24 protein-coding genes are annotated in these 25,825 nt (G+C 54.7%); 3 read left to right on the top strand and 21 right to left on the bottom strand.

Going from position 1 to position 25,825, the window contains the following annotated elements:
• Positions 1-81: 81 nt before the first annotated feature.
• The 4 genes from G461_RS0121335 to G461_RS0121320 all read right to left on the bottom strand — a co-directional run bounded on the left by G461_RS0121335 (position 82) and on the right by G461_RS0121320 (position 4,788).
• The gene (locus tag G461_RS0121335; protein WP_026973369.1) at positions 82-1,269 is read right to left on the bottom strand and encodes a glycosyltransferase family 2 protein; all 1,188 of its coding nucleotides are present in this window, start codon (positions 1,267-1,269) and stop codon (positions 82-84) included.
• Position 1,270: 1 nt separating this feature from the next.
• Positions 1,271-2,362, bottom strand: a complete 1,092-nt coding sequence (locus G461_RS0121330) for a glycosyltransferase (protein ID WP_035480980.1) — start codon at positions 2,360-2,362, stop codon at positions 1,271-1,273.
• Positions 2,363-2,387: 25 nt separating this feature from the next.
• Positions 2,388-3,806, bottom strand: a complete 1,419-nt coding sequence (locus tag G461_RS0121325) for a Wzz/FepE/Etk N-terminal domain-containing protein (protein WP_026973367.1) — start codon at positions 3,804-3,806, stop codon at positions 2,388-2,390.
• 82 nt (positions 3,807-3,888) lie between these two features.
• Entirely contained in the window at positions 3,889-4,788 is a 900-nt protein-coding gene (locus G461_RS0121320) for an aminoglycoside 6-adenylyltransferase (RefSeq protein ID WP_026973366.1), read from the bottom strand.
• A 165-nt stretch (positions 4,789-4,953) separates the two neighbouring features.
• Here G461_RS0121320 and G461_RS0121315 point away from each other — a divergent pair, with 165 nt between their 5' ends.
• A complete protein-coding gene (locus G461_RS0121315; RefSeq protein ID WP_026973365.1) occupies positions 4,954-5,991 on the top strand; it encodes a DUF481 domain-containing protein in 1,038 nt (345 codons plus the stop codon).
• Positions 5,992-6,010: 19 nt separating this feature from the next.
• Here G461_RS0121315 and G461_RS0121310 read toward each other — a convergent pair whose 3' ends face one another.
• The 9 genes from G461_RS0121310 to ubiT all read right to left on the bottom strand — a co-directional run bounded on the left by G461_RS0121310 (position 6,011) and on the right by ubiT (position 14,957).
• Positions 6,011-6,352: a hypothetical protein gene (locus G461_RS0121310; protein ID WP_026973364.1), complete on the bottom strand. Its 342-nt coding sequence runs from the start codon at positions 6,350-6,352 to the stop codon at positions 6,011-6,013.
• Positions 6,353-6,477: 125 nt separating this feature from the next.
• Positions 6,478-8,313, bottom strand: coding sequence for a V-type ATP synthase subunit A (locus G461_RS25120; protein WP_035480977.1), 1,836 nt, complete (start codon positions 8,311-8,313; stop codon positions 6,478-6,480).
• Between the two features lie 15 nt (positions 8,314-8,328).
• Positions 8,329-9,015: a DUF2764 family protein gene (locus tag G461_RS0121300; RefSeq protein WP_026973363.1), complete on the bottom strand. Its 687-nt coding sequence runs from the start codon at positions 9,013-9,015 to the stop codon at positions 8,329-8,331.
• 26 nt (positions 9,016-9,041) lie between these two features.
• Positions 9,042-9,719, bottom strand: coding sequence for a hypothetical protein (locus G461_RS0121295; protein WP_026973362.1), 678 nt, complete (start codon positions 9,717-9,719; stop codon positions 9,042-9,044).
• A 15-nt stretch (positions 9,720-9,734) separates the two neighbouring features.
• On the bottom strand, positions 9,735-10,184 hold the full coding sequence (locus G461_RS0121290) for an ATP synthase subunit C (protein WP_026973361.1): 450 nt from the start codon (positions 10,182-10,184) through the stop codon (positions 9,735-9,737).
• Positions 10,185-10,187: 3 nt separating this feature from the next.
• Positions 10,188-11,990, bottom strand: a complete 1,803-nt coding sequence (locus tag G461_RS0121285) for a V-type ATP synthase subunit I (RefSeq protein ID WP_026973360.1) — start codon at positions 11,988-11,990, stop codon at positions 10,188-10,190.
• The gene (locus tag G461_RS0121280; RefSeq protein ID WP_026973359.1) at positions 11,987-12,604 is read right to left on the bottom strand and encodes a V-type ATP synthase subunit D; all 618 of its coding nucleotides are present in this window, start codon (positions 12,602-12,604) and stop codon (positions 11,987-11,989) included. The genes G461_RS0121285 and G461_RS0121280 overlap by 4 nt, the downstream gene beginning before the upstream one ends.
• Before the next feature lie 4 nt (positions 12,605-12,608).
• Complete coding sequence (locus tag G461_RS0121275) at positions 12,609-13,988, bottom strand: V-type ATP synthase subunit B (RefSeq protein WP_026973358.1); 1,380 nt, start codon at positions 13,986-13,988, stop codon at positions 12,609-12,611.
• Between the two features lie 480 nt (positions 13,989-14,468).
• The gene (ubiT, locus tag G461_RS0121270; RefSeq protein WP_026973357.1) at positions 14,469-14,957 is read right to left on the bottom strand and encodes a ubiquinone anaerobic biosynthesis accessory factor UbiT; all 489 of its coding nucleotides are present in this window, start codon (positions 14,955-14,957) and stop codon (positions 14,469-14,471) included.
• Positions 14,958-15,356: 399 nt separating this feature from the next.
• Here ubiT and G461_RS0121265 point away from each other — a divergent pair, with 399 nt between their 5' ends.
• A complete protein-coding gene (locus G461_RS0121265) occupies positions 15,357-16,352 on the top strand; it encodes a branched-chain amino acid aminotransferase (RefSeq protein ID WP_026973356.1) in 996 nt (331 codons plus the stop codon).
• An 81-nt stretch (positions 16,353-16,433) separates the two neighbouring features.
• On the opposite strand, the gene G461_RS0121260 is transcribed toward G461_RS0121265, so the two are convergent.
• Entirely contained in the window at positions 16,434-17,420 is a 987-nt protein-coding gene (locus G461_RS0121260; RefSeq protein WP_026973355.1) for a Gfo/Idh/MocA family protein, read from the bottom strand.
• 195 nt (positions 17,421-17,615) lie between these two features.
• On the opposite strand from G461_RS0121260, the gene G461_RS0121255 reads away from it, so the two are divergent.
• Positions 17,616-18,014 carry a GNAT family N-acetyltransferase gene (locus G461_RS0121255; RefSeq protein ID WP_051333748.1) on the top strand — a complete coding sequence of 133 codons (399 nt, stop codon included), beginning with the start codon at positions 17,616-17,618 and terminating at the stop codon, positions 18,012-18,014.
• 64 nt (positions 18,015-18,078) lie between these two features.
• Here the strand turns inward: G461_RS0121255 and G461_RS25115 are convergent, their stop codons facing one another.
• The 7 genes from G461_RS25115 to nirB all read right to left on the bottom strand — a co-directional run bounded on the left by G461_RS25115 (position 18,079) and on the right by nirB (position 25,608).
• Positions 18,079-19,137, bottom strand: a complete 1,059-nt coding sequence (locus G461_RS25115; protein WP_084429442.1) for an endonuclease/exonuclease/phosphatase family protein — start codon at positions 19,135-19,137, stop codon at positions 18,079-18,081.
• A gap of 40 nt (positions 19,138-19,177) precedes the next feature.
• Positions 19,178-20,041: a 2-keto-4-pentenoate hydratase gene (locus tag G461_RS25110; protein WP_051333746.1), complete on the bottom strand. Its 864-nt coding sequence runs from the start codon at positions 20,039-20,041 to the stop codon at positions 19,178-19,180.
• Positions 20,042-20,102: 61 nt separating this feature from the next.
• Positions 20,103-20,603 carry a hypothetical protein gene (locus tag G461_RS0121240; protein WP_026973353.1) on the bottom strand — a complete coding sequence of 167 codons (501 nt, stop codon included), beginning with the start codon at positions 20,601-20,603 and terminating at the stop codon, positions 20,103-20,105.
• 48 nt (positions 20,604-20,651) lie between these two features.
• A complete protein-coding gene (gene cobA / locus G461_RS0121235) occupies positions 20,652-21,422 on the bottom strand; it encodes a uroporphyrinogen-III C-methyltransferase (RefSeq protein WP_026973352.1) in 771 nt (256 codons plus the stop codon).
• A 224-nt stretch (positions 21,423-21,646) separates the two neighbouring features.
• Entirely contained in the window at positions 21,647-22,510 is an 864-nt protein-coding gene (locus G461_RS0121230; protein WP_026973351.1) for a formate/nitrite transporter family protein, read from the bottom strand.
• 195 nt (positions 22,511-22,705) lie between these two features.
• Positions 22,706-23,029 carry a nitrite reductase small subunit NirD gene (nirD, locus tag G461_RS0121225; protein WP_026973350.1) on the bottom strand — a complete coding sequence of 108 codons (324 nt, stop codon included), beginning with the start codon at positions 23,027-23,029 and terminating at the stop codon, positions 22,706-22,708.
• A gap of 2 nt (positions 23,030-23,031) precedes the next feature.
• Complete coding sequence (gene nirB / locus G461_RS0121220) at positions 23,032-25,608, bottom strand: nitrite reductase large subunit NirB (protein ID WP_026973349.1); 2,577 nt, start codon at positions 25,606-25,608, stop codon at positions 23,032-23,034.
• Positions 25,609-25,825: the final 217 nt, after the last annotated feature.

Below are 25,825 nucleotides of genomic sequence, written 5' to 3'. Positions count from 1 at the left end.
AAATTGCAATCCACCTGCCGAGCAGGTGGATTGTTGGACACTCAGTGCTGACCCCCATAGAAGAACGCTGTTAGCAAAGACCTACCAGATCTGCAGGCGGCGTCCCCGGCCTGCGCTCATCAGTTTGTTTTTGATATAGAACAGACTGCCCAAGAAGCTCGCCATATGTCCCTCAACCAAGTAGTTGAGACTAAGCAGCGCACCGGGCCAGCGACGCTTAGGAAACAGCCTTGGTAGCATCGCCAGGCTGTAACCAAGGAGCTGTCCGGCCGCCAGTACGCGAAAGACTTCATAGCCACACTCAGGGCACAGCAGCAAACTGCCAATCAGCGCCACGCCCATCCACAATGGCATGGTCACCCGTAGCGCCTTACCAGAGATAAAGGCAAAGGCAACGCCACCAAATTTCGGCATACACAGACTGCGCAGGCGAGAGAACTGCTGCAGGTTACCGGCACCAATACGCTGGCGGCGACGGTGGTCCAACTCGCTGCTGGCGTGCTCTAGCTCGAGCGCACACATCGCTGGCTCATACACCGAGCGGTAGCCCTTCGCGACGATGTTCATAGGAATCACAAAATCATCGTTGATGGTATCGGCGGGCAGCGCTTCAAACAGCTCACTGCGTAGGCAGTAGAGCGCGCCGTGCGCCCCCAACGGCGCGCCTAAACTCGCCTCGCCCACTTTGATCTTACGTTGATAATCCCAGTACACCGCCTCGCCTTTGCTACCTGGCGACAGCAAATGATAGTGGGCACATACCACACCCACCTTAGGGTCGGCGAAATGCGCTGCCGCGACTTTCAATGCATCGATGGAGATCAGCGCCGATACATCACTCAGCACCAGAACATCGGCCGGACAGGCGGCGATGTATTGATTGAGGATCGCTACCTTGCCGCGGTTCTCAGTATGCTCTTCAACGATGAATTCAAAGCCACAGAAATCGATTTGTGCAATGGTTTGGCGCGCCAGCTCAGCGGTATTATCGCTACAGCCATCGCAAGCGATCCGCACGGTTAATAGCTCGGCCGGGTAATCCAGCGTGGCCACATTCATCAGCTTGGCGGCGATAAACTCTTGTTCGTTATAGGCCGGAATAAGCAGCTCTAGCTTAGGCAGCGTGCTGGCATCGGTCGTATCCGCCACCGGCGTGCTCTGGTTATTGCTGGCCCTGCGGCTGACATAGCTGAGCATCATCGGATAGAACAGGTGGTGATAGACCACCAAGAAGATCGCCAGAGCGGTAATAGTTGCAAGTACCCACATGTTAACCTCCTTTCAGGTAACGATGGCGCAGAGCGGAATAGTTCTTAGCGGTGGTGCGCAGATCGCCCACCTGCTTAACAAACTGGCGCGGGCTAAAGCTGCGCTTGTTGTCGAGTGTCTTCTCCAGTGCCTGAGCTAAGCCAAAGGCCGAGCCGGGCTCGACCAAGCTGCCACTGCGTGGGCATAGCGCCTCGCTGGAGGCACCAACGTTGGTGGCCACGGTAGGAATTTGGCAGGCCTGAGCCTCGAGCAGCACCAGTGATAACCCTTCAAACAGTGAAGGCAGGCAGAACACATCCAGCGCGCGGTAGAAGTTAGGCATATCATCCAGACAACCGAGGAAATGTACCCGTTCGGTAATACCCAGCTGCTCAGCTTGACGCTGTAGATTACCCAGCTCATTCCCCTTGCCTGCTAGAGCCAAGTGGCAATCCCCGGGCAAGTAGGCTAGCGCATCCAGCAAGGTGGATTGCCCCTTCTCTAGCTCTAGGCGGCCGGCGCAGCCGATGATGCGCGCATCTTTAGGCAGGCCCAACTCATGGCGAGCGGCTTGCGCATTACCCGGGCTGAAGTAGTGGGTGTCGATACCGTTTTTGATCACCTGCACCTGATGCTGGTCGAGGCGCATGGAGCGGCGCAGCTCGCCAGCAACTAAATCGGCGTCGGCCACCAGCAGAGGGTTAACCCAATCGATGATGCGTTGTTGCAAAAAGCGACGACGGAACTGACGCAGGTGCCAGGCGTCATGCTCGGTGTGGATCACCACAGGCACCCCAGCCAAGCGCGCTGCGATGCCGCCGTAGATCAGCGGGCCAATATGGTGGGTGTGTACCACCGGTACCGCCCACTTGCGAAACAAGGCCGCCAGCTTGAGAATGGTGCCAATCCGCCAGCCGGGCTTTTTGTTTAAAAACATCAGTCGGTTGGCATAAGGGCGCAGGCGTGGCCAGGCCTCTAACGCCTGCTCTTTATCGCCTTCTAACGAGACGATAATCCCGCGTTCACCCCGCTCCTCCATGCGCTGCAAGTCAAGCGCCATGGTCTCAATGCCGCCGGGTTGCAGGTGTTGTACAACTTGGATCCAAATATTCATAGTACGCTCCAAAGATGTTCTGAAATTAGTTAAGTGGAGGAATACGGGTAATCACCGGCAGTCCTGTTAATGCTTCTAAATCGGCGGCGCTGCGCAAGGTGGGGTTGCTCAGCTCCGCCAGTAAACACAGGCCCAGCCCCAATCCCAGACCGCCGACAAAGCCGGCGATAACAAACACCCATCCGGGAAAACCCAGTGGTGTGCTTGGGGTGTAAGGCTTGTCGATAATCTTGATCCGCTCGCCTTGTTCAAACAGGCCCAGCGCGCCAGTTACCTGTGCCATCTCGTAGCGAGTCAGCAGGTCTTCATAGAGGCGGCGCTTCACTTTGAGGTCGCGACTTAGCACCAGTAGCTGCTGCTCTTGGCTACCCAACTGAGTGACCTGCTGCACTAACTGATCCTCAAGATGTTGCAGTTGACGAACCTCTTCACGCAACTGTTCAACCCGCTGACGCGCTTCCATCAGCGCCTCGGCCTGGATGACCAGCATTTCGCCTTTTGATTCGCTGGTAGAAAGCTGACGTTCTACGGCATTGACCAATGTGCCAGCCTCGGAAATATCCATACCGGCCAATGCTTGCTGGCGCTCAGACTCGAGGCGGCGCAAGGTACGGCGCACTGCCAGTACGCTGGAGTGGCCCTCGGTATAGCGAGCCAGCAAAGTGGCCAACTCGGCTTGGTTCTGCACGATCTGCTGCTCAATCTGTAGCAGCAGTGGATTGGTTCTTGAGAGTTGCTGGTCAATGCTACCCAAGCTGCGCTCGGCCCCCGCCAGCTCAGCTTGGCGCTCAATTAGCTGCTGGCGCAACTGACCAAGCCGCTGGGCATTAGCAGAATGCAACTCCGGCAAACTATCGGCGTTCAATGAACGAAAGTCGGCCAAGGCCTGCTCTGCTTTATGCAGCTCATCACTGCTATCGAGCAGGTGTTGGTAGAGAAAACGCTGAGACTCTTGGATGGAAGAGCGCTCTGGTGCCAGCAGCTGTTCAACAAAGTGGTTGGTTACCGAGCCGAGCAGCTCAGCCATGCCCTGTGGGTTGTCAGCACGATAGTCGATGCGAATTAGATCCTTGCCGACTTTACGTACGGTCAGGGCTGAAGACAGGCGTCCGATAACCTCATCGAGTCGCTCAGGGGAATCGGTCGGCGCTAACAGGCCTTGCTCGATGGCCACCTCAGTGAGGATGTGGCGGCTGTGCAGCAAGGTCGTCAAAGCCTCCATCCGCGCGTCAAGGTTGGCCGAAACCGCTAAGTCCTCTAAGAAGGGGTTGAGCTTGGCGGTTTCCTGCACCAACAGGCTGGTGTGCGACTGATAATACTTGGGCGCATGCTTGGCTACGAACACGCCTGCCAGCGGCATCAGCAGCGCTGGCAGCACGATCAGATAGCGCTGACGCCACAGGGCTTGCAGGATAATGTAAAAACGGGACATCAGTTCAAGCATATCGCCTCCTCAATTCAAGGAGGCTTCAGCAAGAACCAGTCCAACTAGGTTTTAGTGCTATTTTTCAGATAGTTAAAAGTCTCTAATTAAGAGTAATTGCAGAATGCGAGTGGGTCTGCGCGGCCAGCAAATGGTCGAGGGTTTGCTTCAGCAATTGCTCCATATGCTCGAACGGCAGGTTTGGGCTAGCCCCCAGTCTATCGGCAATCTGCTTGGCGAAGAACTGACAGTTGAGTAAGGCTTGGGCAATGCTATGGTCATTTTGATCGGCGTAGCACAGCGTTAGAGTGGTGTTCCAAGTATCCCCAAGCCAGCGCTCGACAAAGCGACCGTCGTACCAGGTGTCCACCTGGCCATTTTGCTCGCGCAGCACTACCTGCTCGAGCAGCGCCAGCATCTGCCACTGCAGGTTGGCATTACAGCCTTGTAGGGCCAGCCAGGATTCGCCGCGACGCAGCTTCTTGGCGTAATTAAGGCAATAGAACATCAGCTCGCTCAGCGCATTCTCGCACCACTCGATGGACTCCATCCGACTTGGTAACTGTTGTTGCAACACCCGAGAAAAGCGCCCGGTCAGGCCATCTTTATCGAGGATAAACTGATGACCACGCTTAAGCATGCTAACCACTTTTTCATCGGCTTGAGTCACACTGGTGCTCAACACCAATTCTGCGGGCAGCATTGGGAAGTCCACCGCCAAGCCATCCTCATACACCACCCGCACTTCGGGAGTGTTGGTATCGGGGTCATACTCGACAAAGGAGATAAGAGGGGTGCCAAACTGCGCCAGCCAGGTGTCAGATTGCTCGAAAGGCGCGAAGTTACTAACTACAAATAGAATATCAATATCGGAATACTCGTCGGCGGGAAGGTAGCTTCTGGCATGTGAACCGACTACGATAATTGCTCGAATATTGTCTTGTTGCTTTCCCCACTCCAGCAGGGCTTGCTCAAACTGTTTGAAACGCGGTGGTAGTACCATATCCGCTTGCTCCTGAAACCATCCATGAAAGGTATAAACCTCATTGATTGAGACATTAATAGTGCTAGATGTCAATATAACCATTTAGTTATAGATGCTGTTGATTAGACATTTTGGTGTTTTTTTATTAAACATTGTGTTGTGAATTCAAGGACTTCCCACATTATGAAAGGTTTCATAGGCTCGCTTATCGCTCTCATTTGGTTGCCAACCGCCTTGGCAAGCACCGTAAAAGACACGCTAGTTCTCGACTCAGGAGAGCTGCTAATTGGCGAGCTACTGCAGATCCACCAAGAACACATCCTGTTCGATAGCGACGTACTTGGCGAACTGGAGATAGACTTGGAGGACGTAGCGCAGCTCACCAGCGAGCAGCGCTATCAAATCAACCTTGATGAACAAGGGGTGATTGAGGGCACTATCAGCCTCGAGAAGCCGTGGCTGGTGATCCAGAGCAAGCACCAGATCACCGTCGCCACCGATGCGCTGATTGCGCTCTACCCGCTTGAGGAGCTGGAGAGCCAACCCTGGGAGCAGAAGGCCACCCTGAGCGCCTCCTTCTCTGGCGGCAACAGTCATAGCCGCGATCTGAATGGCAAGTACCAGGGGATACGGCTGAGCGCCTTGAGACGCACCTCGGTAGATTATCTGGTAAACATCAGCGCCAGTGACGAGCAGCGCAACACCGATAACCATCGCCTCACCGCCAGCCACGATATCTACCGCTCGCAGCGCTGGTTCTTTCGTCCAGTTCAGCTCGAGCTCTATCATGCCCCTTTGCAGAACATTCGCCTGCAAACCCAGCTGAGCCCACAGCTGGGTTATATTGCGCTGGATAATGACATCGTTCGTTGGGAGCTGGCAGCGGGACCGAGTTGGCAACAGACTCGCTTTAAAAACACCGCCGAAGGCCAGAGCGATCGCGAGTCCAGCTTGGGGGCCGCGATGGGCTCGCGTTTTAGTTGGGAGCTGAGCGACAGCATCGAGCTCAAGCACGATTTCTCGATGTCGCTTAGCAATGCCGATACCGGTGGTTATCAGCACCACAGCCTGCTGGGCGTAGCCGTAGAGCTGGCGGAAGACTTCGACCTTGATGTCGACTTTATCTGGGACTACATCGAGCAACCAGCGCTGGACAGTAACAATCAGCGCCCTAAATCCAGCGATTACCGCACGGTGGTGGGTTTAGGGCTATCGTTCTAGGGACATGTTCGAGAATGAACTAAAAGAATACCGTGGTGAGCTCGGAGAACAGCAGCTGAATTAAAATAAAGGTGCTCATCTTAGCGACCATCACCATCACCAACAGTTCAGGGAAGCTGACGCTGAGCCGTCGCCAAAGCAGGAACATCAGCGCCACCCACGATAGGCCCCAGCCTAAGTAGGGGATCAAGTTAAACAGCGTAGAGATTGCGGCCACTTGAATTAATGCGCCCGCAGAGCAATAACGATGGCTAACGCCCACGCCGGCGACCACCGCCGACAAGCGCATGCCTAACCATAGAAAACCACTGGTAAGTGTCAGATCAACCAGCAAAAACCAAAAGCTGTACCACAAATCCATTCATCCAATCCTTGGGATGCATATTCTAATTGAGTCTATTATTAACCAATTGGTTATATAGCTACCCGGGGTCAGATCAATAAACGGCAGCAATAAAAAAGCCCGCTTGCGCGGGCTTTTGAGGCTTAGGCCGCTTCGGCCAGAATATCTTCGAACAACATATCGATACGCTCGATATAGTCTTGATATTCGGTGGTATTTTCCTTCGCGTAATGGAAGTTACGGAAGTAACGGGTCATCGATACGAAGTACTTACGAGCCGCATCTTTATTGGCAAAGTTGTAAGCCTGGCGGATGATCTTCACCACCTTACCGAACACAAAGCGTTGGCGCTCGAAGCTACACGATGAGTCCACCTTATCGAAGGCGTCCTGCTGCAAGTAAACCATGTCGAGGAACAGCGCTTTTTGGTAGACCACATAGTCTTCCAGCGAGATACCCTCTTCACCGGTTACCTGCATCATCTGACCGATACTATCGCCTTCTGCAAGTAACTGCTGCATCTCGCGAACGGTCGGTACCCAATCTTCACTGATGTTTTCGCTATACCAGCCTTCCAGCTGCTCGAGGTAACGCGACCAAGAGATCAGCGGGTCAATCGCAGGATAGAAACGCTTGTAGGCGCGGTCATAGCTCAGACCCAGGAAGGTCTTCACGGTGCCCAGAGTTGCCTGCGTTACCGGCTCTTCGAAGTTACCACCAGCTGGTGATACGGTACCAATCATGGTCAGCGAGCCTTCAGAGCCTTCTTCGTTGCTGATTACGCCGCAACGCTCGTACACACCTTTGATTGATGAGTCCATGTAGGCTGGGAAGCCCTCTTCACCTGGGATCTCTTCCAAACGGTTCGAAGTTTCACGCATTGCCTGTGCCCAACGCGAGGTTGAATCGGCAATCAGCAGTACGTTGTAGCCCATCTGACGGTAGTACTCACCCAGCGTAAGACCGGTGTAGATAGACGCTTCACGCGCCGCTACCGGCATTGACGAGGTGTTACAGATAATCACGGTACGGTCAATCAGGGTGCCACCGTGGCGTGGATCGGGCAGTACTGGGAACTCTTCGATGGTCTCTACCACCTCACCAGCGCGCTCACCACAGGCCACAACGATTACGATGTCAGCATCACAGTAACGCGAGATAGAGTGCTGCAGTACCGTCTTACCGGAACCAAATGGGCCCGGTACACAACCGGTGCCACCACGGGCGATTGGGAAGAAGGTATCCACGGTACGCATGGTGGTGATCAGTGGTTCATTCGGGTAACGGCGTTCGGTCTTACCGCCTTTTGCCAGGTTGTTGGCAATCGACTGACGCACTGGCCATTTCTGCACCATGGTCACTTTAAGTTCTTTGCCGCGGCTGTCTTTTAGGTGGGCAATCACGGTATCTACCGAGAAGGTGCCTTCCTGAATCCAGGTCACTTCGGCTTCGCCGCGCAGGTTGAACGGCGCCATGATTTGGTGTTCAAAACGGCCTTCCTGAGTGCTACCCAGCGGCTGTCCGGCGCGTACCTTGTCGCCTTGGCGTACCTTGGCGGTAAAGGCCCAAGTATCAGCGCGCTCCAGCGCCTCTACCTGAACACCCCGTTTTAGGAACTTACCGTGAATCTGTGCCAGACGCTCCAGCGGGTTTTGCAGACCATCGTAGATCTGCGCCAGGATGCCCGGGCCCAAATCAACGGTCAGCATCTCACCGGTTTGGATAACATCGTCACCCACTGAGATACCGCGAGTATCTTCGTAAACCTGAATGTCGGCGGTATCGCCACGTACCCGCAGCACCTCGGCCATCAGGTATTCCGTCAAGCCATCGGTCTGGGCGCGCGATGGGATCACATACACCACTTCGTTCTTGGTGATTGAGCCCTTTTGCTCGGGATTGAGGCGGATACTCAAGGTATCGCCAATCACCGAGGTCACGTGCGCAGTTGGCTTGGTATTAGTTAAATCCGTGCTCATAAACAAGCTACCTTATTATTGATCGGGCAGCGCGCTGGCAAACTCGCCCAACGCGCCCTCCACTAATTGGTCGAATCGAACAATCGCTTGCTCGCGGTCATAGGTGGTCCAGCGCAGCACCAGATTCCAGCGCAATACGTAGATCACCACCGCCTCAAAGCTAAAGCGTTGTTTGCTGGCCATGGTGGTCAAATGTTGCCACACGGCGCCAAGCAGTATTTTTTCCGCTTCAAAGCTCTGCCCTTCTTCCATTGCCCTGGCGATATCGGGAAGCCAAGGGAAGGTGTGCTGAAGGTTGAAGTACGGCACATTCCAGTTACGACGAATAAACTCGTAACGGGTACCGAAGCTCCACTGGGGCTCACTCGGGGCTTTTTGACCAGCGCGTTTACGGCGCAACGCGGCAATCGCGGTACGCATGTCCAAACGCCAGTTGATCAGCTCCTTGAGCGCCGGGCTATTCACCCGGCCAAGAATCCGATTGGTGTGGCGAATTAACTCCGCCTCACCCATCTGCTCTTTCTCTTCGTTGTCCCAGTGCATCAGCTTTTCAATGTCATCCAGCAATGCCCGCTCATCAAAATTCAGGGCACTTAGGCGCCGCTCCAGCTGGAAGCGGGAGATCGGCGTCTGCTTGCTATCGAACAGCGAGTCTATGTGCGGCAGTGATGCCAGCAAACTATGGTAGGCTTTATCGGCCATAACGACTCCTCAACAGATGACAGTGACTACTTAACGATGCCTTCAAGCAAGGCGCGGAAACGCGGTTGCAAGTGGTTAAGCAGCATCTGGCTCACGGTATCCGAGCCCAGGCTCACCTCGATGTCCTTGTCTTTCAGACGGAACACCAAATCGTTGCCGTTCTCTTCATCTACCGAGAAGCTCACGCCTTCGCGCAGCATCTCAGCCGCTTCGGCGGCGACAAAGTGCATCAGCGTGCCTTCCGCCAGCTCTTCTGGCTTGGTACGCAGATCGCTCACACCCACCACTTTGGCTGGCAGCAACACGTCTACCTGCTCATCATCGGCCAAGGCGTTTTGACCGGCCACTTCCACGATCATCTGCTTAAGCAGCGCTTCATCTTCCAGCGCTTTGCCTACGGTCGCTTTAATCTGCTCCGCGAACTGCTCTTGCAGGTAGCTCTTCAGATTCAAGGTCGCGTTGCGCTCAGCCAGCTCGAAGGCTTGCTGACCGGCTTGCGAGATAAAGTCAGCTTCTTTGCGGGCATTGCCCAAAATTTGGCTGGCTTTGTCACGCGCTTCGCTGACGATAATCGAGGCTTCTTCTTTGGCTGCAGCAATCAGCTTGTCAGCTTCCAGTTGGCCCGCTTCTACACCTTCTTGGCGCAGCGTCTGCGCTAGTGCATCAATGCCCTTAGATACCGGGGCTTGGTTAACTTCTGCCATAGTAATCTCCGATCCTTAGCCGCCAACACTCGCGCCCAGAACCAGGGCGAATACGAATGCGAATACCGCGAAGCCTTCTACAATAGCTGCAGGTGCAATCGACAGACCGAATACTTCAGGCTTGTTTTTAGAGGCGTTAATCGCCGCAGATACCGCTTGGCCTTGGTACATTGCAGAGTACAGCAGCGCCACACCGGTCAGCAGACCAATACCGAATAGTGCGCCAGCGGTTGACTCGTCAACACCTACGCCCATCAGGGTGAACATAATTACGATACCGTAAATTACCTGCGATGAAGGCATCGCCGACAGACCCACGAACTTACCGTAACCTGATTCCACATCCAGCATTGCACCACAAGCCGCTTGGCCTGCCAGTGAACAACCGATAGCCGAACCTACCGCACCCAATGCCACTGGAGCAAACGTGCCCAACCAACCTAGAGCAATAACAAATGAATCCATGATTTAGTCCTCTTTCTTACGAAATGCGTTGAATGGGTATCCTTCGTCGGATAGTCCCCAGTTAACAAATTCAATGACGTTGAGTCGCATGCCATGTACCACACCACTCATGATACAAAGCGCAAAGTTAAGCAGATGGCCGAGCAGTAGAATTAAGCCACCGAACAACACCCCGCTTACTGGAGAGCTGTCGACCACCTGGGCGGCTAAACTGTTAAAGGTCATCGCCAGTGAGGCGCCGGACAGCCCCAGCGCAAACAAGCGCATGTAGCTGAGCACGTCACCAAAGGCACCGGTGATGTTATAGATTGCCTTGGCCCCATCGAGTGCACGCAGTGCAGCCGTTTTCGGCGAGTCAACCTTACGATCAGAGCTGAACACACAGACCAGACCGGCACCGCCCAACATGGCGATACTGCCCAGACCGGTTCCCAGCCAGCTAGGTAGTGGACCATCGGCCCCAAACCACAGCATCATCCCGCCGAACATCAAGGCCGCCCAGCCCACCGGCGCCAGCGCCTTCAAGTTGGGTCGATTGATGTACGCCGTCATTAGGTTGGCCGCCATCAGGTGAGCCACACCAATAAACACCGAGATCTTCATCATCGCCGGGTAGTTGTTGAGATCGAGGAAGGCCAACCAGGCCAGCGGCCCAGAGCTTGGGCTTACGCCGAAGTAGGAGCCAACCATGACACCCCAAACAATCCCCAGCAGGGACATAAACATCCCCAGGTTCATCAAACGCACACCCTTCTCAGAGCTGCGCAGGCGCTTGCGATACATCCAGATGATGCCGCCGAATAGTGCCGAGTACATGGCGTCCGACATGATCATCGCGAAGAACAGCGAGAACGAGAAGAACACCAGTTTGCCCGGGTCCCAAGCGCGGTAGTTGGGCGTTTGGAAGAAGCTCATCGCTTCGGCGCCGCCACCGGTTTGGTCGTCGTTTTCCAGCAGCGTTGGCGGCTGGTCATCGGCAGTTGGGTCTTCCAGCAAGATGGCTGCAGCGTGTTGCTCAGACAACTCAACCAGCGCTTCCTCTTGGTCGGCGGGTACCCAGCCTTGCATTAAGAAGAACTCGTTTTCGTCGCGCACACCGGAGCTAGCCATCAGCAGCGACGCAGTATCGTGTCGCGCCGCCAAACTCTGGCTGAGCGGGTAGATCCAGCGGGTAAACGCTTCGCGCTCGGCGCGTAGGTCTTCCAGATGCTGCTCGCAGATCTCAATCATCTGCTCGATTTGGCTCATGGTGTGACGGCCAATACGGCTGCGTTCCACCGGCATCGCATCTTCTGCAGGCTCTTCTTTCGACACCACCACGATCCAGGCGCGTTTCTGGTCGCGATGGATCTCCTGACAAGGCAGCTCCGATTGATGCACCGCATCAAGGTCTTTCAGCGGTACCACATAGAACCAGAAACGACGATTGTTGGTGGTTTCCAGCGGCGGTAGCGTGAACTCGCCCCACGGTTTTAGTGCAGCCAGATGTTGCTTGAGGTGATCGCGGCGGTCAGCTTCGGCGCGGATTGCACGCTTGTTCTGCAGTACCTGTTCAATCAACTCATCCACATCGACCAAGTCTTTGTCGGTCACCGGACGACGACGGCGCTCAGCACGCCCCAACCAGGCCAAGGCCTCGCTGGCGTCATTTGGCTGTTGCATCGCCAACGCGCGGTTAGCCTGGGCGTTGTCTTCACTAAGCGGAATAAGGTGGGTACAACCTAAGCCCTGCAGGGCACTCAACAGCTCGCGCTGCTGGCGGGTGCTACCACCTAAGGTCAGGCGTTTAAGCGAACGAATACTCATGCTTCGCCTCCCTTATTTTGCTGGGCCAACACCTTCTCTTTGGAGAGCTTGGCGTTCATTACCGCAGCACGGTCTTGATCCGACAGGTAGATACCAATCCGACGGATAGCATCTTGGGTGTTGGGGATCAGCACCTTGGAGAATAGATTCACCCGCTGACTGGTAGTGCGAGTGGCATGGCTAATTAGCTCGTAGCGCTTCTCGTATACCGAGAGCTCTACCCGCAACCGCACCATCTCTTTGAGCTGCTCCAGCACCGCGTCCACCCAGTGGGGACGGGCCAGGTAGCTATAAGGCATCACCTCAAGCTCAATGTCGTCAACGATAGGAACCTTACAGCCGACAATGTTCTGGGTGCCAAGTCGTACTAACTTGACCTCCACTAACTTGTCGACACTGATATCTTGGCACGCCAACATCGGGAGGTTCTCTTCCACCACCCGGCGCAGCTCTGCGACCCGTTCCCTGGCATCAGCCAGGGCGATTTCTGCTTTACGCTTTTCCAGCATCAGCTGCTGGCGTTTTAGCTCCAGCGCTGGCAGATAACGCTTGTAGGTCTTGAGACTGCGCTTTTGCTTGTTAAGCGAGCTTTTATTTAGCGCAATCTTGGCCATGCCCTTACTCCTCAGCCGCAGCAGCTACTTCTTCGCGACCGACTTGCTTGGCGTCGGGCCAGTATTTCTCCAACAGGCTGTCTTTAATCAGGGTCTCTTCAGGGTCGAAACACTCAGCCAGGATCTTCCAGCTTTCATCCAGTGCATCTTCCAGAGTCATGTCCACGTCCAGGTTCATAAAGTTCTCTTTGAAGAACTTACCGAACTTAAGCGTCTTCTCGTCGTACTCAGACAACTCAAAGGCCATCGCCTGTTTCTGAGCGGCTTCAACCGAGTCGGAGTAGAAGCGAATCATCACGCTCATGATCGAGCTGTGATCCTCACGGGTCTCTTTACCGATTACCATCTGCTTGAGACGCGACAGGGAACCGAATGGGTCGAGTACACCGTTGTGCAGGTAGAACTGTCCTTCGGTGATGTAGCCGGTGTTATCAGGTACAGGGTGGGTTACGTCATCACCTGGCATGGTGGTTACCGCCAAAATGGTTACCGAACCCGCACCTTTGTACGAGCAAGCCTTTTCATAGCGCTTGGCCAGTTGCGAGTACAGGTCGCCCATGTAACCCCGGTTGGCTGGGATCTTATCGGATGCAACCCCGATCTCTTTCATCGCATCGGCGTAAGAGGTCATATCGGTTAGCAGTACCAGCACCTTCTTGCCCTCTTCTACCGCGAAGTGTTCCGCGACCGACAAGGCCATATCAGGGGTTAGAATACGCTCTACCGTTGGGTCAGAGGCTTGGTTTACGAACATCACGGTACGTGAGCCCACACCCGCTTCTTCAAACTGGGTCTTAAAGAAGTGGTAATCATCGTAGATCAGACCCATACCGGCGAAGACCACCACATCGGCCTCGGCCTGAATCGCAATCCGCGACAGGAATTTGTTGTAGGGCTCACCGGCCACCGAGAAGATCGGGATCTTCTGCGATTCAACCAAGGTGTTAAACAAATCGATCATCGGTACGTTGGTACGCACCATGCGTGAAGCCAGAGTACGACGAACTGGGTTGACCGATGGACCATCGATCTCCACCTTCGGGTCATGTTCCAAATCTGGGCCATTATCCAAAGGCTGACCGGAACCGGTGAAAATACGCCCCAGAACATTTGGCGAGTAAGTCACGTTCATCGGCTGGTCGAGGAAGCTCACGGCCGCTTGGGTCGACAGGCCTTTACAACCAGCAAACACCTGTAGCGACACTTCGTCGTTATCGATTTTAATGATTTGAGCGAGAGAATAGGGTTCGCCATCTTGTTCGATGACAGCGAGATCCCCGTACTTGGGGCGAATGGAGTTATCGCCAAGAGCGGGTACTTGCACCCGTATCAAGTCGCCAACAATGCTGAGAATGTTGGTAAAACGGAGTAGGTTCTGTGACATCCCGGTTATCCTTGAGACTGTTAGAAACTGCCTGGTATCTACGCACGAATAGGCGTTCTTGGCGAGGAAAGCACGGTTTTCCATGCGTTCCCCACCCGCTGCATTTAACACAGGCTAAAAACAACTTTATGTGAACTGCATTACAGCCAAACTAAGTTATTTTTAATCTGCGCTATTTAGTGATCTCGTCAACGAAAATTATTTGCGGATTTGTTATGACAGCGGCGTAAGCCAGCATACTATTCCGCAGAATTATAAAAATAAAGATTGATATTTAACTTTATCTTAAAAACTCGCGACATTGGTCAAACTTTTATTTAACCTTGATTAACTTGTGCCTTTAAGTGACCAGTAATTGACTACAAGTTCACAAAACACAACATAGGGTTAGTCGACCAAATTACACGAAAGTTCACTAAATACGTTCAAATAAGTAGCAAATACCTCGGAAAATCACCATTTCCCCAGAGGAAAGAACCGTTAGCTGGTTTGATATTGCTCGATTAAGGAGGCGCTGTGGTCTAATCCCTGCCTTAGCAGCCCGGGCAAACGCTCCAACTCCAGATTATCCAACAGATTCTTGATCTCCAGACCCAGCTCGGTGTCACCCTCGATGCTTAGACGACGCTGAAAAAACAGTGTGTCGGGGTCCACCTTTCGCCCTGCCAGCAGCACAAACTGATTCCACTCACCGGCAAAGCGCAGGTCGAAATCTGGCTGACAGGCCGACACACACAACTGCTCACCACTGAGGGTGAGATCCCAAGCGACATCCAAGTCGCTTATCTCCAGCTTGACCCGGCGCTGGTCGAGAAAATCGAAATCGCCTTCTGCCAACTCTTCTTTAAATGCTTGATTGAATGCAAGGTTGAGAACCTTAAGTTGGACGGCACTAGGGGTAAGCTTGGCTAGCTGTTTGAGGGCGCGGGGCATCTGTGCCACCAGCAGCTGTTGGATCGAGTCGAGCACGCATCTTCCTTATTGCTTAAAAATACATCGCTCAGTCTAGGCCTCGAATAGCGCCATTGTTGTGCGCTAAATCAAAGTGCAGTCCGCTCAGTGTCAATAATCGTTAACAGTTTCGCTAAAGCCACAGTTAAAAGCCGGTTTTTGCCTAAAATCGCCCTTAGACAAGCTATCACTGTACTAGCCGCCGCAATTACAGGTTTCTGGCTTGATCGCAGCGAGTTTAAACCGCATACTCGATAACCCATCAGCGATCCCGATTTATGGAGAAGTTGGCCCAAGCCAACCTGGGAACTGCCCGTAGCACCGCGCACGCAGATCTGCTCCCCTCCAGCATTCACTTCGCTCGATACCAAAACAAGCTCGGCCCGGAGAGGCTTTAAATAATTGTAGGAACACAATATGGCAGCATTTGGCACGGTTTTTATGCCACAGATGGCATTAGCTAAATACGAAGAGCAACAATGGAGTGACAGCGAGATTGTCGCCTCCGACAGCATATCTCTGCACCCCGGTGCACACGTACTTCACTACTCCAGCACCTGTTTCGAGGGCCTGAAAGCCTTCCGCCATGCCGATGGTAGCGTCGCAATCTTCCGTATGGATGCCAATGTCAGCCGTATGGCCCAGTCTGCCAAACTGCTTAGCCTGCCAGCATTCGAGCCACAATTGCTAAACCAAATGGTCACTGACATCGTCAACCAGTTTGCCGATGAGGTACCAGAGCCTCCCGGCTCGATGTATATCCGCCCGACCTTTATCGGCACCGAGCCTGCCATTGGCAAAGCCGCTGCGCCAAGTAATAGCGCGCTACTCTATGTACTGCTATCGCCGGTGGGCGACTACTTTGCCGCCGGTGCTAAACCACTGCGCCTGCTATTGGAAGAGCACGGCATGCGCTGCGCCCCACATATGGGAATGGTGAAATCCGGCGGTAACTACGCCAGCGCCCTGGAGCCAATTAACCAAGCCCGCGCCAGCGTCGATGCTGACCAAGTGCTGTTCTGCCCGAACAGCGATGTGCAAGAGACCGGCGCCGCCAACTTTATCCTTATAGATGGCAACGAGGTAATCACCAAGGCGCTGGATAGCAGCTTCCTGCACGGCGTAACCCGCGACTCCATCCTGACCATCGCCCGCGATATGGGCATGACCGTCAGCGAGCGCGAACTAAGCGTGAGCGAACTGTTAGAGCGCGCCGCCAAGCCCGGCTGTGAAGCGGCACTTTCCGGCACCGCCGCGGTACTGACCCCAGTGGGCACCTTGATCCACAACGGCAAAGAGCACACCGTCGGCAACGGCGAAGCCGGCGAGACCACCATGAAGCTGCGCCAAGCACTGAACGATATCCAGTGGGGCAAGGCCGAAGATAAGCATGGCTGGCTGACTAAGCTGTAATTGCGAATAAGCTTCTAGACTCAAAAGCCCGGCAATTGCCGGGCTTTTTGTTGCTTCTGATTGTGTCGATGCGATATACGCTCAACCTGCTAGCTCGGCAGCACTGTGCCAATCACTCAACAGCTGCATAATCTGCCGCGAGTCCTCCCATCCGGCTGCAGGGCGCGCTAGCTGTTTGTTCCCAGCGCGCAGCGCCGCCAGTATTGCTCGCACTTGATAGAGAAAGCCATCGCCCTCAGCGTCCACACAAATCTCGCGCGCAGGCTGCTCATAGTGGCGCACCCGCAAGCGATTCTCTTTACTCGGTAGCCATGGGTTATTTAACAGCTCGATGCTGCCTTTGTCGCCCAGCACGCTAAAGCTGGCATGCAGACCGTAATCCTCGGCGGTGTGTAGCTGGGCGGTGATGCCATTGGCAAACTGAATAGTGGCGGCGCTGTCGCAGATATTGCCATCGGCGCCGCGTCGGCCAGTGGCTTGGAGCTGGTAGTCGCTAAGATTTCCGCTTTGCTGGAGCAGCAGGTGCACAAGCGATGCCGGGTAGCAGCCGAGATTAAACAGCGCGCCTTTGCTGCCCGGATTAACAAACTGGCTGATCGCGGCAGTGTATTGAGCGGAGATAGCGCGCAGCGTGCCAATCTCACCGCTGTTTACCAGCTCGCACAGCGTGGCAATCAAGGGATGGTTGAGATACATCAGCCCTTCAGCGAAGAACACCTGATGTTGCTCGACTGCCGCCAAGGCCAGCTCGGTTTTGGGCATATCCACCGAGAGCGACTTTTCGCAGAGGATTGCCTTGCCCGCTTGCGCGGCTTTGACCACATAGTCGTGATGCACATGGTTGGGCAGCGCGATATAGACGATATCCACCTGCGGATCGTCGATAAGCGCCTGATAGTCGTCATGCTGAACCGGAATGCCATACTGCTTAGCCATCGCTTGGCGCGGCTCGGGGCTGCGCCCGGCAATCGCGTAAAGCTCGCTGCTACCATCGAGCTGTATGGCCTCGGCCATTACGCCGGAGATAAAGCTGGTGCCGAGGATGCCCCAGCGGAGAGTGTGACTCATTGTACGTCCTTGTTGCGCTGAGCTGCAGGGTCGCATAGGGCGTCATCTGCAGCCACCTTCAATTTAATCGAGGCTTGATATAGTGTTGACGGAATATATAGCTTTTCAGGCAGCGATACCATCACACACCTCTACTCACACGCAGGCATCTCGCTTATCGAATATCGCAGCAGCTACGCCGCCAAGGCCGTGGCCATGTGGCGCGCCAGCAAGCAGCGCGCCTTAGGGATCGTCGACACCCTGCATAGCCCTGCACAACACCAACAGTTTCTCGACCAGCACCTTGCCAAGCAATGCCGGGTAACACTGGCCATCGACAAACAAAACGATGAGGTGCTCGGGCTTATTGCCTATGACAGCATGTGGGTGCACCAGCTCTACATCCATGTGGATTATCAACATCGCGGGATCGGCAGCCGCTTACTCGGTCTTGCCAAGCAGCACAGTGAGGGTTCGCTGCAACTGCATAACTTTGAGTGCAACCAAGGCGCGCAGCGATTTTATGAGAAGCACGGTTTCGTACTGTTAGAACAAGGCAGCTGCGATAACGAGGAGCAGCTGCCGGCTAGGTTGTATCTGTGGTTAAAGCGCTAAAGGGTTAAAAGGTTAAAGGGCTAATGGGTTAAAACGCTAAAGCGTTAAAGGGTAAACACGCTAGCTAGGCAAAACTAACCCACTGCGGACGATGATCGCTGGGCAGCTTTTCTCGCGAGCCAGGCAGCGTGTTATCCACGCCCAAGGCAAAGGCTTGGTGGTCGATGGTGCCATCACGTAGCTTCCAGTAAAGCCCCGGTGAAACCAGAATATGGTCGAGCAGCACCTTGCGCCCATTAACCTCATCAATAAAGTCATCAAAGATCGCCGTGAAGTTCTCTCGCTTATCGACTCTGTCGGCAAAGCCGTGGCGGAACATTCGCCGCGGCGCGCAGGGGTTTCCGGCAATCGTCGCTACCAGGTTATGGGTGAGGTACTGTCGCTCAAAAAAGTCGGTACCCGGCCCATCGTTGAAATCGCCGCAGACCACCACCCGCATCTCATCGTCTTGTTCCATTAGCTCGTTAAGGTACTCGCGTATCCGCATCGCCTCCGCGGAGATACGTCGACGCACTTTAACCGCTTCCACGATAAACGCCGGGCGGGTTTCTGGGTTGCTCCACATTCGTTGCCCTTTGTGAATGTATTTCGACTTGAGGTGCAGATTGATCACTCGGATGGTGTGCTTGCCATCGAAGATATCCAGCATGAGTGGAGCACGGGTAAACTGGTACTCTTCCAACTGTAAGCGGCCATCCAAGATAGTGCCGTCTATGCCCACCCTCCACGACGCATCCAAATCTATCTCACCGCTTGAATAGGCCCGCTCAAAACTCACCACCGCACCGCCTTTGCGAATTAAGGCATAGAGCTTTTGCTGACCGCTGCCCGATGGGCCAACGATGTCATAATCGCCGTTAAGGTAGTCATCGACGAACAGCGCTAACTCGGCTTTGCGACTTGGGCCCTCTTGGATCAGCAACACATCGGCAGCCATGCTTTGAATCACCGCAGCCACTCGCTGAGCCAGACTATCGATATCAGACACACCACGGATCTGCGCAGCGCTGCGCCACTGCGCCGGCCCACTATCGCCAGTAAACCAGTGGTTCATCCACTCTATGTTCCAGCTAGCTATCTTCATCATGCTCTCCTTGACTGCCGATGCGCTCAGCGCGTCCATTACATCTCTATCGGCCTGTAGCCGCCCTCAAAATGACGTGCTATTCGCTTATCTGAAAACTCACTTGCCCAAGCTTGTCTTGCCCTATCGAATAGCTGGCAAGGTACTCCCCGGGCTTAGCGGGCAGCATCTTACCCAGTGCCCCGGTCAGCAATAGGCTACCGGCTGGCAGCTCACCGTATTGCGCCAGCAAGGTGTTGGCCAGCCACCACGCAGCCTGCCACTGATCGCCCATGGCATCGCTGGCGTGGCCATGGTTAATCGCCTGATCGTTCATCATTAGCGACACGCTAAGCTGGTTAAGCTGCTCGCTATCAACCGCCAAGGGCTCGCCCACAATAAAGCGCCGCGCCGATACATTGGCCGCCACGATATCCACGCCGCTAAGTTGCTTAAGGTCGGCAAAGCCCAGATCCGGCAGCTCAATCACCGGCACCACCGCCGCCACCGCACTCTTCAAAGCAGCCATGTCCTCAAGCGGATGGCGCAGAGGTTTCGCCAGAAGCAAACCGAGCTCGGTCTCGATCATCAGTTGGCCAAAGTCGGAACGCGCGATCCGCGCATTGTTTGCCAAGCGCCCAGACGCAAACAGCACGCCCGCCACCGGCTCACTCAGGCCAAAGCGCTGCTGCCCCGGCTTGGCGGTCAGCCCCGCTTTGAAGCCAGCCAAGGTGTCACTTTGAAGCCGGTGGGCCACATAAGCCTGCTGTACTTGATAGGCCTTGGCGAGGTCCATCTCAGGCTCGCTCACACTTAACACCGGAATCGCGGTTTGCTGCCGCTCTGCCACCAGCAACTGCTCTGCAAGTTGTCCAGGTTCAGCGGCACCAAGCGGTAAGGCGCTTAAAAGTGGCACTAAAGCGGCGAGGTAAAGTGCGATACAGCAACGACGTTGTCTTTTCATCAGGGTCCTTCCCGTTTAGTTGCTCGATAGAGGGCTAAATTAGCTACTTGCTCTCTGGCTCTCAGCTCTCTGTCTCTATGGCTCTCTGCCATGCCAGCACCAGCACATACAACACCATGCCCGCCGCGCCGCTGAGGTAGCAGAACTTATGAAGCGTGGCGACAGACACCAGACCCAGCAATCCATTGGCCTCGCTTAAGGGATAAAAGGGCAGCATATCTGAGTGCATCACGCTATCGAGCAGAATATGGCTATAGCTGCCGATAAACGCGCTAACGAAGCAGGTTCGCCAGCTAATTGGGGTGAACGATGACAGCTCCAGCAGGCGCAGACCGAACTCTGAGAGGTGCTTGCCACTTAAGGCCGCCAGCGGCGCCAACAGCGTGGCGCCTAGCCAAGTATGGCTGCTGCCGTGCAAGGCACCTTCGCCACTAATTAGTACCCACAGCGGCTGGATATCCATCACGATTTGGGTCCAACCAAAGATCATCAGGCTAAAGCTGCCCTGCAGTAGTGCTTTGATAAGGATGCCCGGTCCCATATGGACGGGTGTGAATGGCATACGCCCTCCAGCGATTGCCGAAAATGAGTCTATTGATTGTATGCGTATTTACTTACCAAACCAATCCAGCTTCTGCTGCAAGCTAGTGACGCTGCCCACCACGATCAATGCCGGGCTTTTGGCTTGCGCCGCAAGGTTGCCCAGCTCTGAGAGCGGGCCGCTGAATACTCGCTGGCTGTCGCGGGTGCCATTTTCGATGATTGCGCAGGCGGTATCATCGGCCAGGCCATGGCTAATTAACTGTTGGCTGATGTAGGGGCTTTGTTTAAGGCCCATGTAGAACACCAGGGTGGTGCCGCTTTGGGCCACCGACTGCCAGTTGATCTCCTGACCGTCTTTTTGAATATGGCCGGTAATAAACTGCACGCTTTGGGCGTGGTCGCGGTGAGTAAGGGGAATACCGGCGTAGGCCGATGCGCCGGTGGCAGCGGTAATCCCGGGCACCACTTCATAGGCGATGTTGTTCTCGGCCAGCACTTCCAGCTCTTCACCGCCGCGACCGAAGATAAAGGCATCGCCGCCTTTAAGGCGCACCACCCGCTTACCTTCGCGCGCCTTATCGACCAAGATTTGGTTGATTTTATCCTGTGGCACATAGTGAAAGTCCAGCTTCTTACCCACATAGATACGCTCAGCATCATCGCTTGCTAACGCCAAGATCTCATCGGACACCAAGCGGTCATAAACCAACACCTCGGCCTGCTCAATCGCGCGCATCCCTTTTACCGTGAGCAAGTCAGGATCGCCCGGGCCTGCGCCAACCAACGACACCAAGCCGGGTTTGCTACTACTGGCGACAACGGAGGAAGAGTCAGACATGGTAAGGTCCTTTTACGCGAATACACTTGCTAATCATAGGGTTGCTAGCATAACAGTGACTTAGGAGCTTGAGTACAACCAGCTACTTCTAAGATATGCTCAAACTCTTAGGTGAGTCGGCTGCAATACGCAGTGAACGCTAGAAAGAAACAGCCCCGAGCTTGGGACCCCGGGGCTGTTGTTGCCAAACGCGTCAGCGACGCGTTTACATGCTCAGTGTGCGGTTACTTACCACCCAGCGCCGGCGAGAAGTCGGCTTGCTCTTCAACGCCCTGCTCATTTGCAGAAAGTGATGGCGCGGTCTTAGCGTGGGTCAGGTACAGCGGGATACAGGTGAACAGCAGGCCACCGACGATGTTGCCCAAGATGGTTGGGATCAGGTTGAAGTTCAACCAGGTCGCAATACCAAAGTCTGCGCCAAGCAGCATGCCCAGTGGGAACAGGAACATGTTCACAACCGTGTGCTCGAACACCAACACGAAGAAGATGAAGATCGGGAACCACATCGCTAGTACTTTGCCGGTTACGCGGCGCGCAGTCATGTTGCCGATGACCCCCAAGCACACCATCAGATTACAGAAGATGCCGCGCACAAAGCAGGTGATCCAGCCATTGGCGCCGAGGTTTTCAAAACCAACGGTGCGCGCAGTCGAGACCGCAATAAACTTCTGCGCCACTGCATTTGGTTCAATCGCGAAGTTCATGGTTAGCGACACCGCCACCAAATAGGCCACCAGCAACGAGCCGATCAGGTTACCCAGACCAACTAAGCCCCAGCAACGCAGCACCCGTTTCCAGCTTACGCCCGGGCGGTTCTCCAGCTTGGCTAGAGGTGCCAGGCCAAACACACCAGTCACCAGGTCGTAGCCCATTAGGCTTAGGATCACAAAGCCCACTGGGAACACCAGAGCGCCCGCCACACCGGAGCCGGTTTGGGTGATCGTGGTAATCGCTACAACAACAGCGAGAGAGAGGATGACCCCAGCCATGGTGCCACGTAGGATCAGGTCACGGGTGCTGGTGTTTACTTTAGCTTCGCCTACGTCGATCATGGTTTGAACGAACTCGGCCGGTTTTAAATCAGACATCAATGTCACTCCCAAATTTTAATAAAAAGAAAAGTTAATAGGGAAAGGCTCCCTCGCATCGCCACGCTACTGTCGATTCCTGCATCTCAAGTAACCCATCAACGCTTCCTCCCGTGTCTCACTTCGGTCGGCAAGAAGCCTTTAATCTATTAACTCTCCGTCATCCTTGACCTAGCTCTTAAACGCGAGCCCACGTTATGCTTGTACCGCCACCTCACCATTGCGCAGCTCTACCGCGTAGCTGGCTACCGCCACGCTGGTATCGTCCAGGCAGCGGCCGTCTTGCAGGTTAAAGCGTTGTTTCTTGAGTGGGCTGGCCACCCATAGCTCACCTTGGTGCTCGGCAATTAGTCCGCGCGATAACACATTGGCTTTGCCGAAAGGACACATATTGTCGAGGGCAAACACCTGCTCATCGCGGCTTGGGCGAAACAGCGCCACTTGCTTGCCATTAACCCATGCACATACACCAGTGCCGGGGGTGATATCGTCGATATGGCAGACAGTTTCAAAGCTCATAATTATGCCTCCAGCTCTAGGTGTAAGATGTCGCCTTTAGCTTGCAGCGTGCGTTGCTTCTCTTCGAAGCTGGCCGGGCGATGTTGCTCGCGCTCGTCAACAAACATCAGGTTGTCGTCGCGCTTATCTGAGTTGATAAAGTGGTTAAAGCGTTTTAGCTGTCGCTCGCTCTCGAGGGTGTCGGCCCACTCACAGCGGTACTCGGCCACTAGCTTGGCGAGGTCACTTTCCAATTGGGTGTTAAAGCCCAGCTTGTCGTTAACAATCACCTCGCGCAGGTAGTCGATACCCCCTTCCATGTTCTCGAGCCATACCGAGGTGCGCTGCAGTGGTGCGGCGGTGCGAATGTAGAACATCATAAAGCGGTCGATGTACTGGATAAGGGTCGTCTCAGAAAGGTCAGAGGCGAGCAAATCGGCATGGCGAGGCTTCATCCCACCGTTACCACACACGTACATGTTCCAGCCCGCATCGGTGGCGATAATCCCTAAATCTTTGCCTTGGGCTTCGGCGCACTCGCGGGTACAGCCCGACACACCAAACTTCATCTTGTGTGGGGTGCGAATGCCCTTGTAGCGATTCTCGATCTTCACGCCCAAACCCACCGAGTCTTGCACGCCATAGCGACACCAGGTGGAGCCGACACAGGTTTTCGCCATACGCAGCGCCTTGGCATAGGCCTGACCGGTTTCAAAGCCCGCATCAATCAGCCGCTGCCAGATAGCTGGCAGGTCATCTTTTTGCGCGCCAAACAGGCCGATGCGCTGAGCGCCGGTAACCTTGGTGTACAGCGAGTAGTCTTCTGCCACCTGCGCCAGCGCTGCCAGCGCTTGCGGGGTGACCTCACCACCGGCCATCCGCGGGATCACCGAGTAGCTGCCGTCTTTTTGCATATTGCCGAGGAAGTTGTCGTTGGTGTCGTGCAGCTTCACCAGCTCGGGTTTAAGGATGTGCTCACCCCATACCGAGGCTAGAATCGAGCCCACCGCCGGTTTACACACTTCACAGCCATAGCCTTGACCGTATTTCTCTAGCAGCGCGTCAAAGCTCTTGATCTCTTCGATGCGGATAAGGTGCAGCAGCTCTTGGCGCGAGTAAGCAAAGTGCTCACACAGGTGGTTAGTGACTTCCACTCCAGCCTTGGCCAGCTCCGCGTTTAGCACTGAGCCAAGCAGCGGCAGGCAACCGCCACAGCCAGTACCCGCGCCGGTTGCCGCCTTCAACTCAGCGACCGTGTGGTGCCCCTCGCTTACTGCTTGGGCGATCTTGCCCTTGGTGACATCGAAGCAAGAGCAGATCACCGCGCTATCGGGCAGCGCATCGGCGCCCAAGGCCGGTTTCTCGCCGCCCGCGTGGGCAGGCAGAATCAGTGCATCCGGGTGCTCTGGCAGGTCAATTTCATTGAGGGCCAGTTGCAGCAAGTCGCCGTAGTCGGAGGTGTCGCCCACCAACACCGCACCCAGCAGTTTTTTGTTGTCTTCTGACACAATCAGGCGCTTGTAGACTTCGGCCTCTTCGTTTTGGTAGACATAGCTTTTGCAGCCCGGCGTGCGGCCATTGGCATCGCCAATCGAACCTACTTTCACACCCAGCAGCTTGAGCTTGGCGCTCATATCGGCCCCCTCAAACTGGCTGTTTGGCGCAGCGCCATCGGCCAGCAGGTGGTCCACCGCCACGGTAGCCATCTTGTAGCCCGGTGCCACCAGACCAAAGAAGCTGTTATTCCATGAGGCACACTCGCCAATGGCGTAGATGTTGTCATCAGAGCTTTGGCAGAAATCGTTGATCACAATGCCGCCGCGCGGCGCGATCTCCAGCCCCATCTGCTTGGCCAGCTTGTCTTGCGGGCGGATACCGGCGGAGAATACGATAAAGTCGGTTTCTAAGTGGCTGCCATCGGCAAAGTGCATGGTGTTACGGCAGCTCTCGCCTTCGGCGGCAATCTCTAGGGTGTTCTTGCTGGTGTGAACCTGCACGCCCATGCGCTCAATCTTACGGCGCAGTTGATCACCGCCGGCCTGGTCGAGCTGTTCGGCCATCAGCTTGGGGGCGAACTCCACCACATGGGTGTCGATACCCAGCGCTTTGAGCGCACCGGCCGCTTCCAGACCGAGCAGGCCGCCACCAATCACTACACCGCGCTTGCTGTGCTTGGCGCATAGCTCAATGGCTTTCAGGTCTTCAATGGTGCGGTAGACAAAGCAACCTTTACTGTCGTTGCCTTGAATGGGGGGAACAAAGGGGTAGGCGCCGGTGGCCATAATCAGCTTGTCATAGGCGACTTCGCGGCCCGAGGCAGAGTAGACGATCTGCTTGTGGCGGTCGACGTTGATGGCGCGCTCACCCAGCAACACCTCAATGGCATGTTTCTGGTAGAAATCAGGCTTAACCAGAGAAAGCTCTTCCGCAGTGTGATGAGAGAAATACGAAGAGAGATGCACCCGATCGTAAGCGACCCGCGGCTCCTCACAGAAGACGGTTATTTGATAATTTTCGCCGCCGGCCTTTTCCACCATATCTTCGATAAAGCGGTGACCGACCATACCGTTACCAACTACTACCAAGCGTTGCTTGCTCATATCATTCCTACGACGTTGTTTCCTGTTACAAACCGCATTGTAATTGTTAACAACTGTCAAAGAATGATGTAAATCAATCAAAACCTTAAACTACCCTAAAGAGGTATATCGTTATATATCAGGCATTTATATACCCCTTTAGGGGTATTACTTGGGTGAGGTTGTTACATTTTGTAGTATTTTGATCATCATTTGCCAAAAGCCATTCCCAGAGAAA

Origin of the sequence: Aliagarivorans marinus DSM 23064, assembly GCF_000429485.1 — a bacterium.
Taxonomy (GTDB): Bacteria; Pseudomonadota; Gammaproteobacteria; order Enterobacterales; family Celerinatantimonadaceae; genus Aliagarivorans; species Aliagarivorans marinus.
This window is presented reverse-complemented; position numbering and strand designations above follow the sequence as displayed.

What these genes read in the sequence shown, in the direction of transcription:
- G461_RS0121335 (WP_026973369.1), bottom strand. Translation starts at nt 1,269, where the DNA reads ATGTGGGTACTTGCAACTATTACCGCTCTGGCGATCTTCTTGGTGGTC.
- G461_RS0121330 (WP_035480980.1), bottom strand. Translation starts at nt 2,362, where the DNA reads ATGAATATTTGGATCCAAGTTGTACAACACCTGCAACCCGGCGGCATT.
- G461_RS0121325 (WP_026973367.1), bottom strand. Translation starts at nt 3,806, where the DNA reads ATGCTTGAACTGATGTCCCGTTTTTACATTATCCTGCAAGCCCTGTGG.
- G461_RS0121320 (WP_026973366.1), bottom strand. Translation starts at nt 4,788, where the DNA reads ATGGTACTACCACCGCGTTTCAAACAGTTTGAGCAAGCCCTGCTGGAG.
- G461_RS0121315 (WP_026973365.1), top strand. Translation starts at nt 4,954, where the DNA reads ATGAAAGGTTTCATAGGCTCGCTTATCGCTCTCATTTGGTTGCCAACC.
- G461_RS0121310 (WP_026973364.1), bottom strand. Translation starts at nt 6,352, where the DNA reads ATGGATTTGTGGTACAGCTTTTGGTTTTTGCTGGTTGATCTGACACTT.
- G461_RS25120 (WP_035480977.1), bottom strand. Translation starts at nt 8,313, where the DNA reads ATGAGCACGGATTTAACTAATACCAAGCCAACTGCGCACGTGACCTCG.
- G461_RS0121300 (WP_026973363.1), bottom strand. Translation starts at nt 9,015, where the DNA reads ATGGCCGATAAAGCCTACCATAGTTTGCTGGCATCACTGCCGCACATA.
- G461_RS0121295 (WP_026973362.1), bottom strand. Translation starts at nt 9,719, where the DNA reads ATGGCAGAAGTTAACCAAGCCCCGGTATCTAAGGGCATTGATGCACTA.
- G461_RS0121290 (WP_026973361.1), bottom strand. Translation starts at nt 10,184, where the DNA reads ATGGATTCATTTGTTATTGCTCTAGGTTGGTTGGGCACGTTTGCTCCA.
- G461_RS0121285 (WP_026973360.1), bottom strand. Translation starts at nt 11,990, where the DNA reads ATGAGTATTCGTTCGCTTAAACGCCTGACCTTAGGTGGTAGCACCCGC.
- G461_RS0121280 (WP_026973359.1), bottom strand. Translation starts at nt 12,604, where the DNA reads ATGGCCAAGATTGCGCTAAATAAAAGCTCGCTTAACAAGCAAAAGCGC.
- G461_RS0121275 (WP_026973358.1), bottom strand. Translation starts at nt 13,988, where the DNA reads ATGTCACAGAACCTACTCCGTTTTACCAACATTCTCAGCATTGTTGGC.
- G461_RS0121265 (WP_026973356.1), top strand. Translation starts at nt 15,357, where the DNA reads ATGGCAGCATTTGGCACGGTTTTTATGCCACAGATGGCATTAGCTAAA.
- G461_RS0121260 (WP_026973355.1), bottom strand. Translation starts at nt 17,420, where the DNA reads ATGAGTCACACTCTCCGCTGGGGCATCCTCGGCACCAGCTTTATCTCC.
- G461_RS0121255 (WP_051333748.1), top strand. Translation starts at nt 17,616, where the DNA reads ATGTGGCGCGCCAGCAAGCAGCGCGCCTTAGGGATCGTCGACACCCTG.
- G461_RS25115 (WP_084429442.1), bottom strand. Translation starts at nt 19,137, where the DNA reads ATGGACGCGCTGAGCGCATCGGCAGTCAAGGAGAGCATGATGAAGATA.
- G461_RS25110 (WP_051333746.1), bottom strand. Translation starts at nt 20,041, where the DNA reads ATGAAAAGACAACGTCGTTGCTGTATCGCACTTTACCTCGCCGCTTTA.
- G461_RS0121240 (WP_026973353.1), bottom strand. Translation starts at nt 20,603, where the DNA reads ATGCCATTCACACCCGTCCATATGGGACCGGGCATCCTTATCAAAGCA.
- cobA (WP_026973352.1), bottom strand. Translation starts at nt 21,422, where the DNA reads ATGTCTGACTCTTCCTCCGTTGTCGCCAGTAGTAGCAAACCCGGCTTG.
- G461_RS0121230 (WP_026973351.1), bottom strand. Translation starts at nt 22,510, where the DNA reads ATGTCTGATTTAAAACCGGCCGAGTTCGTTCAAACCATGATCGACGTA.
- nirD (WP_026973350.1), bottom strand. Translation starts at nt 23,029, where the DNA reads ATGAGCTTTGAAACTGTCTGCCATATCGACGATATCACCCCCGGCACT.
- nirB (WP_026973349.1), bottom strand. Translation starts at nt 25,608, where the DNA reads ATGAGCAAGCAACGCTTGGTAGTAGTTGGTAACGGTATGGTCGGTCAC.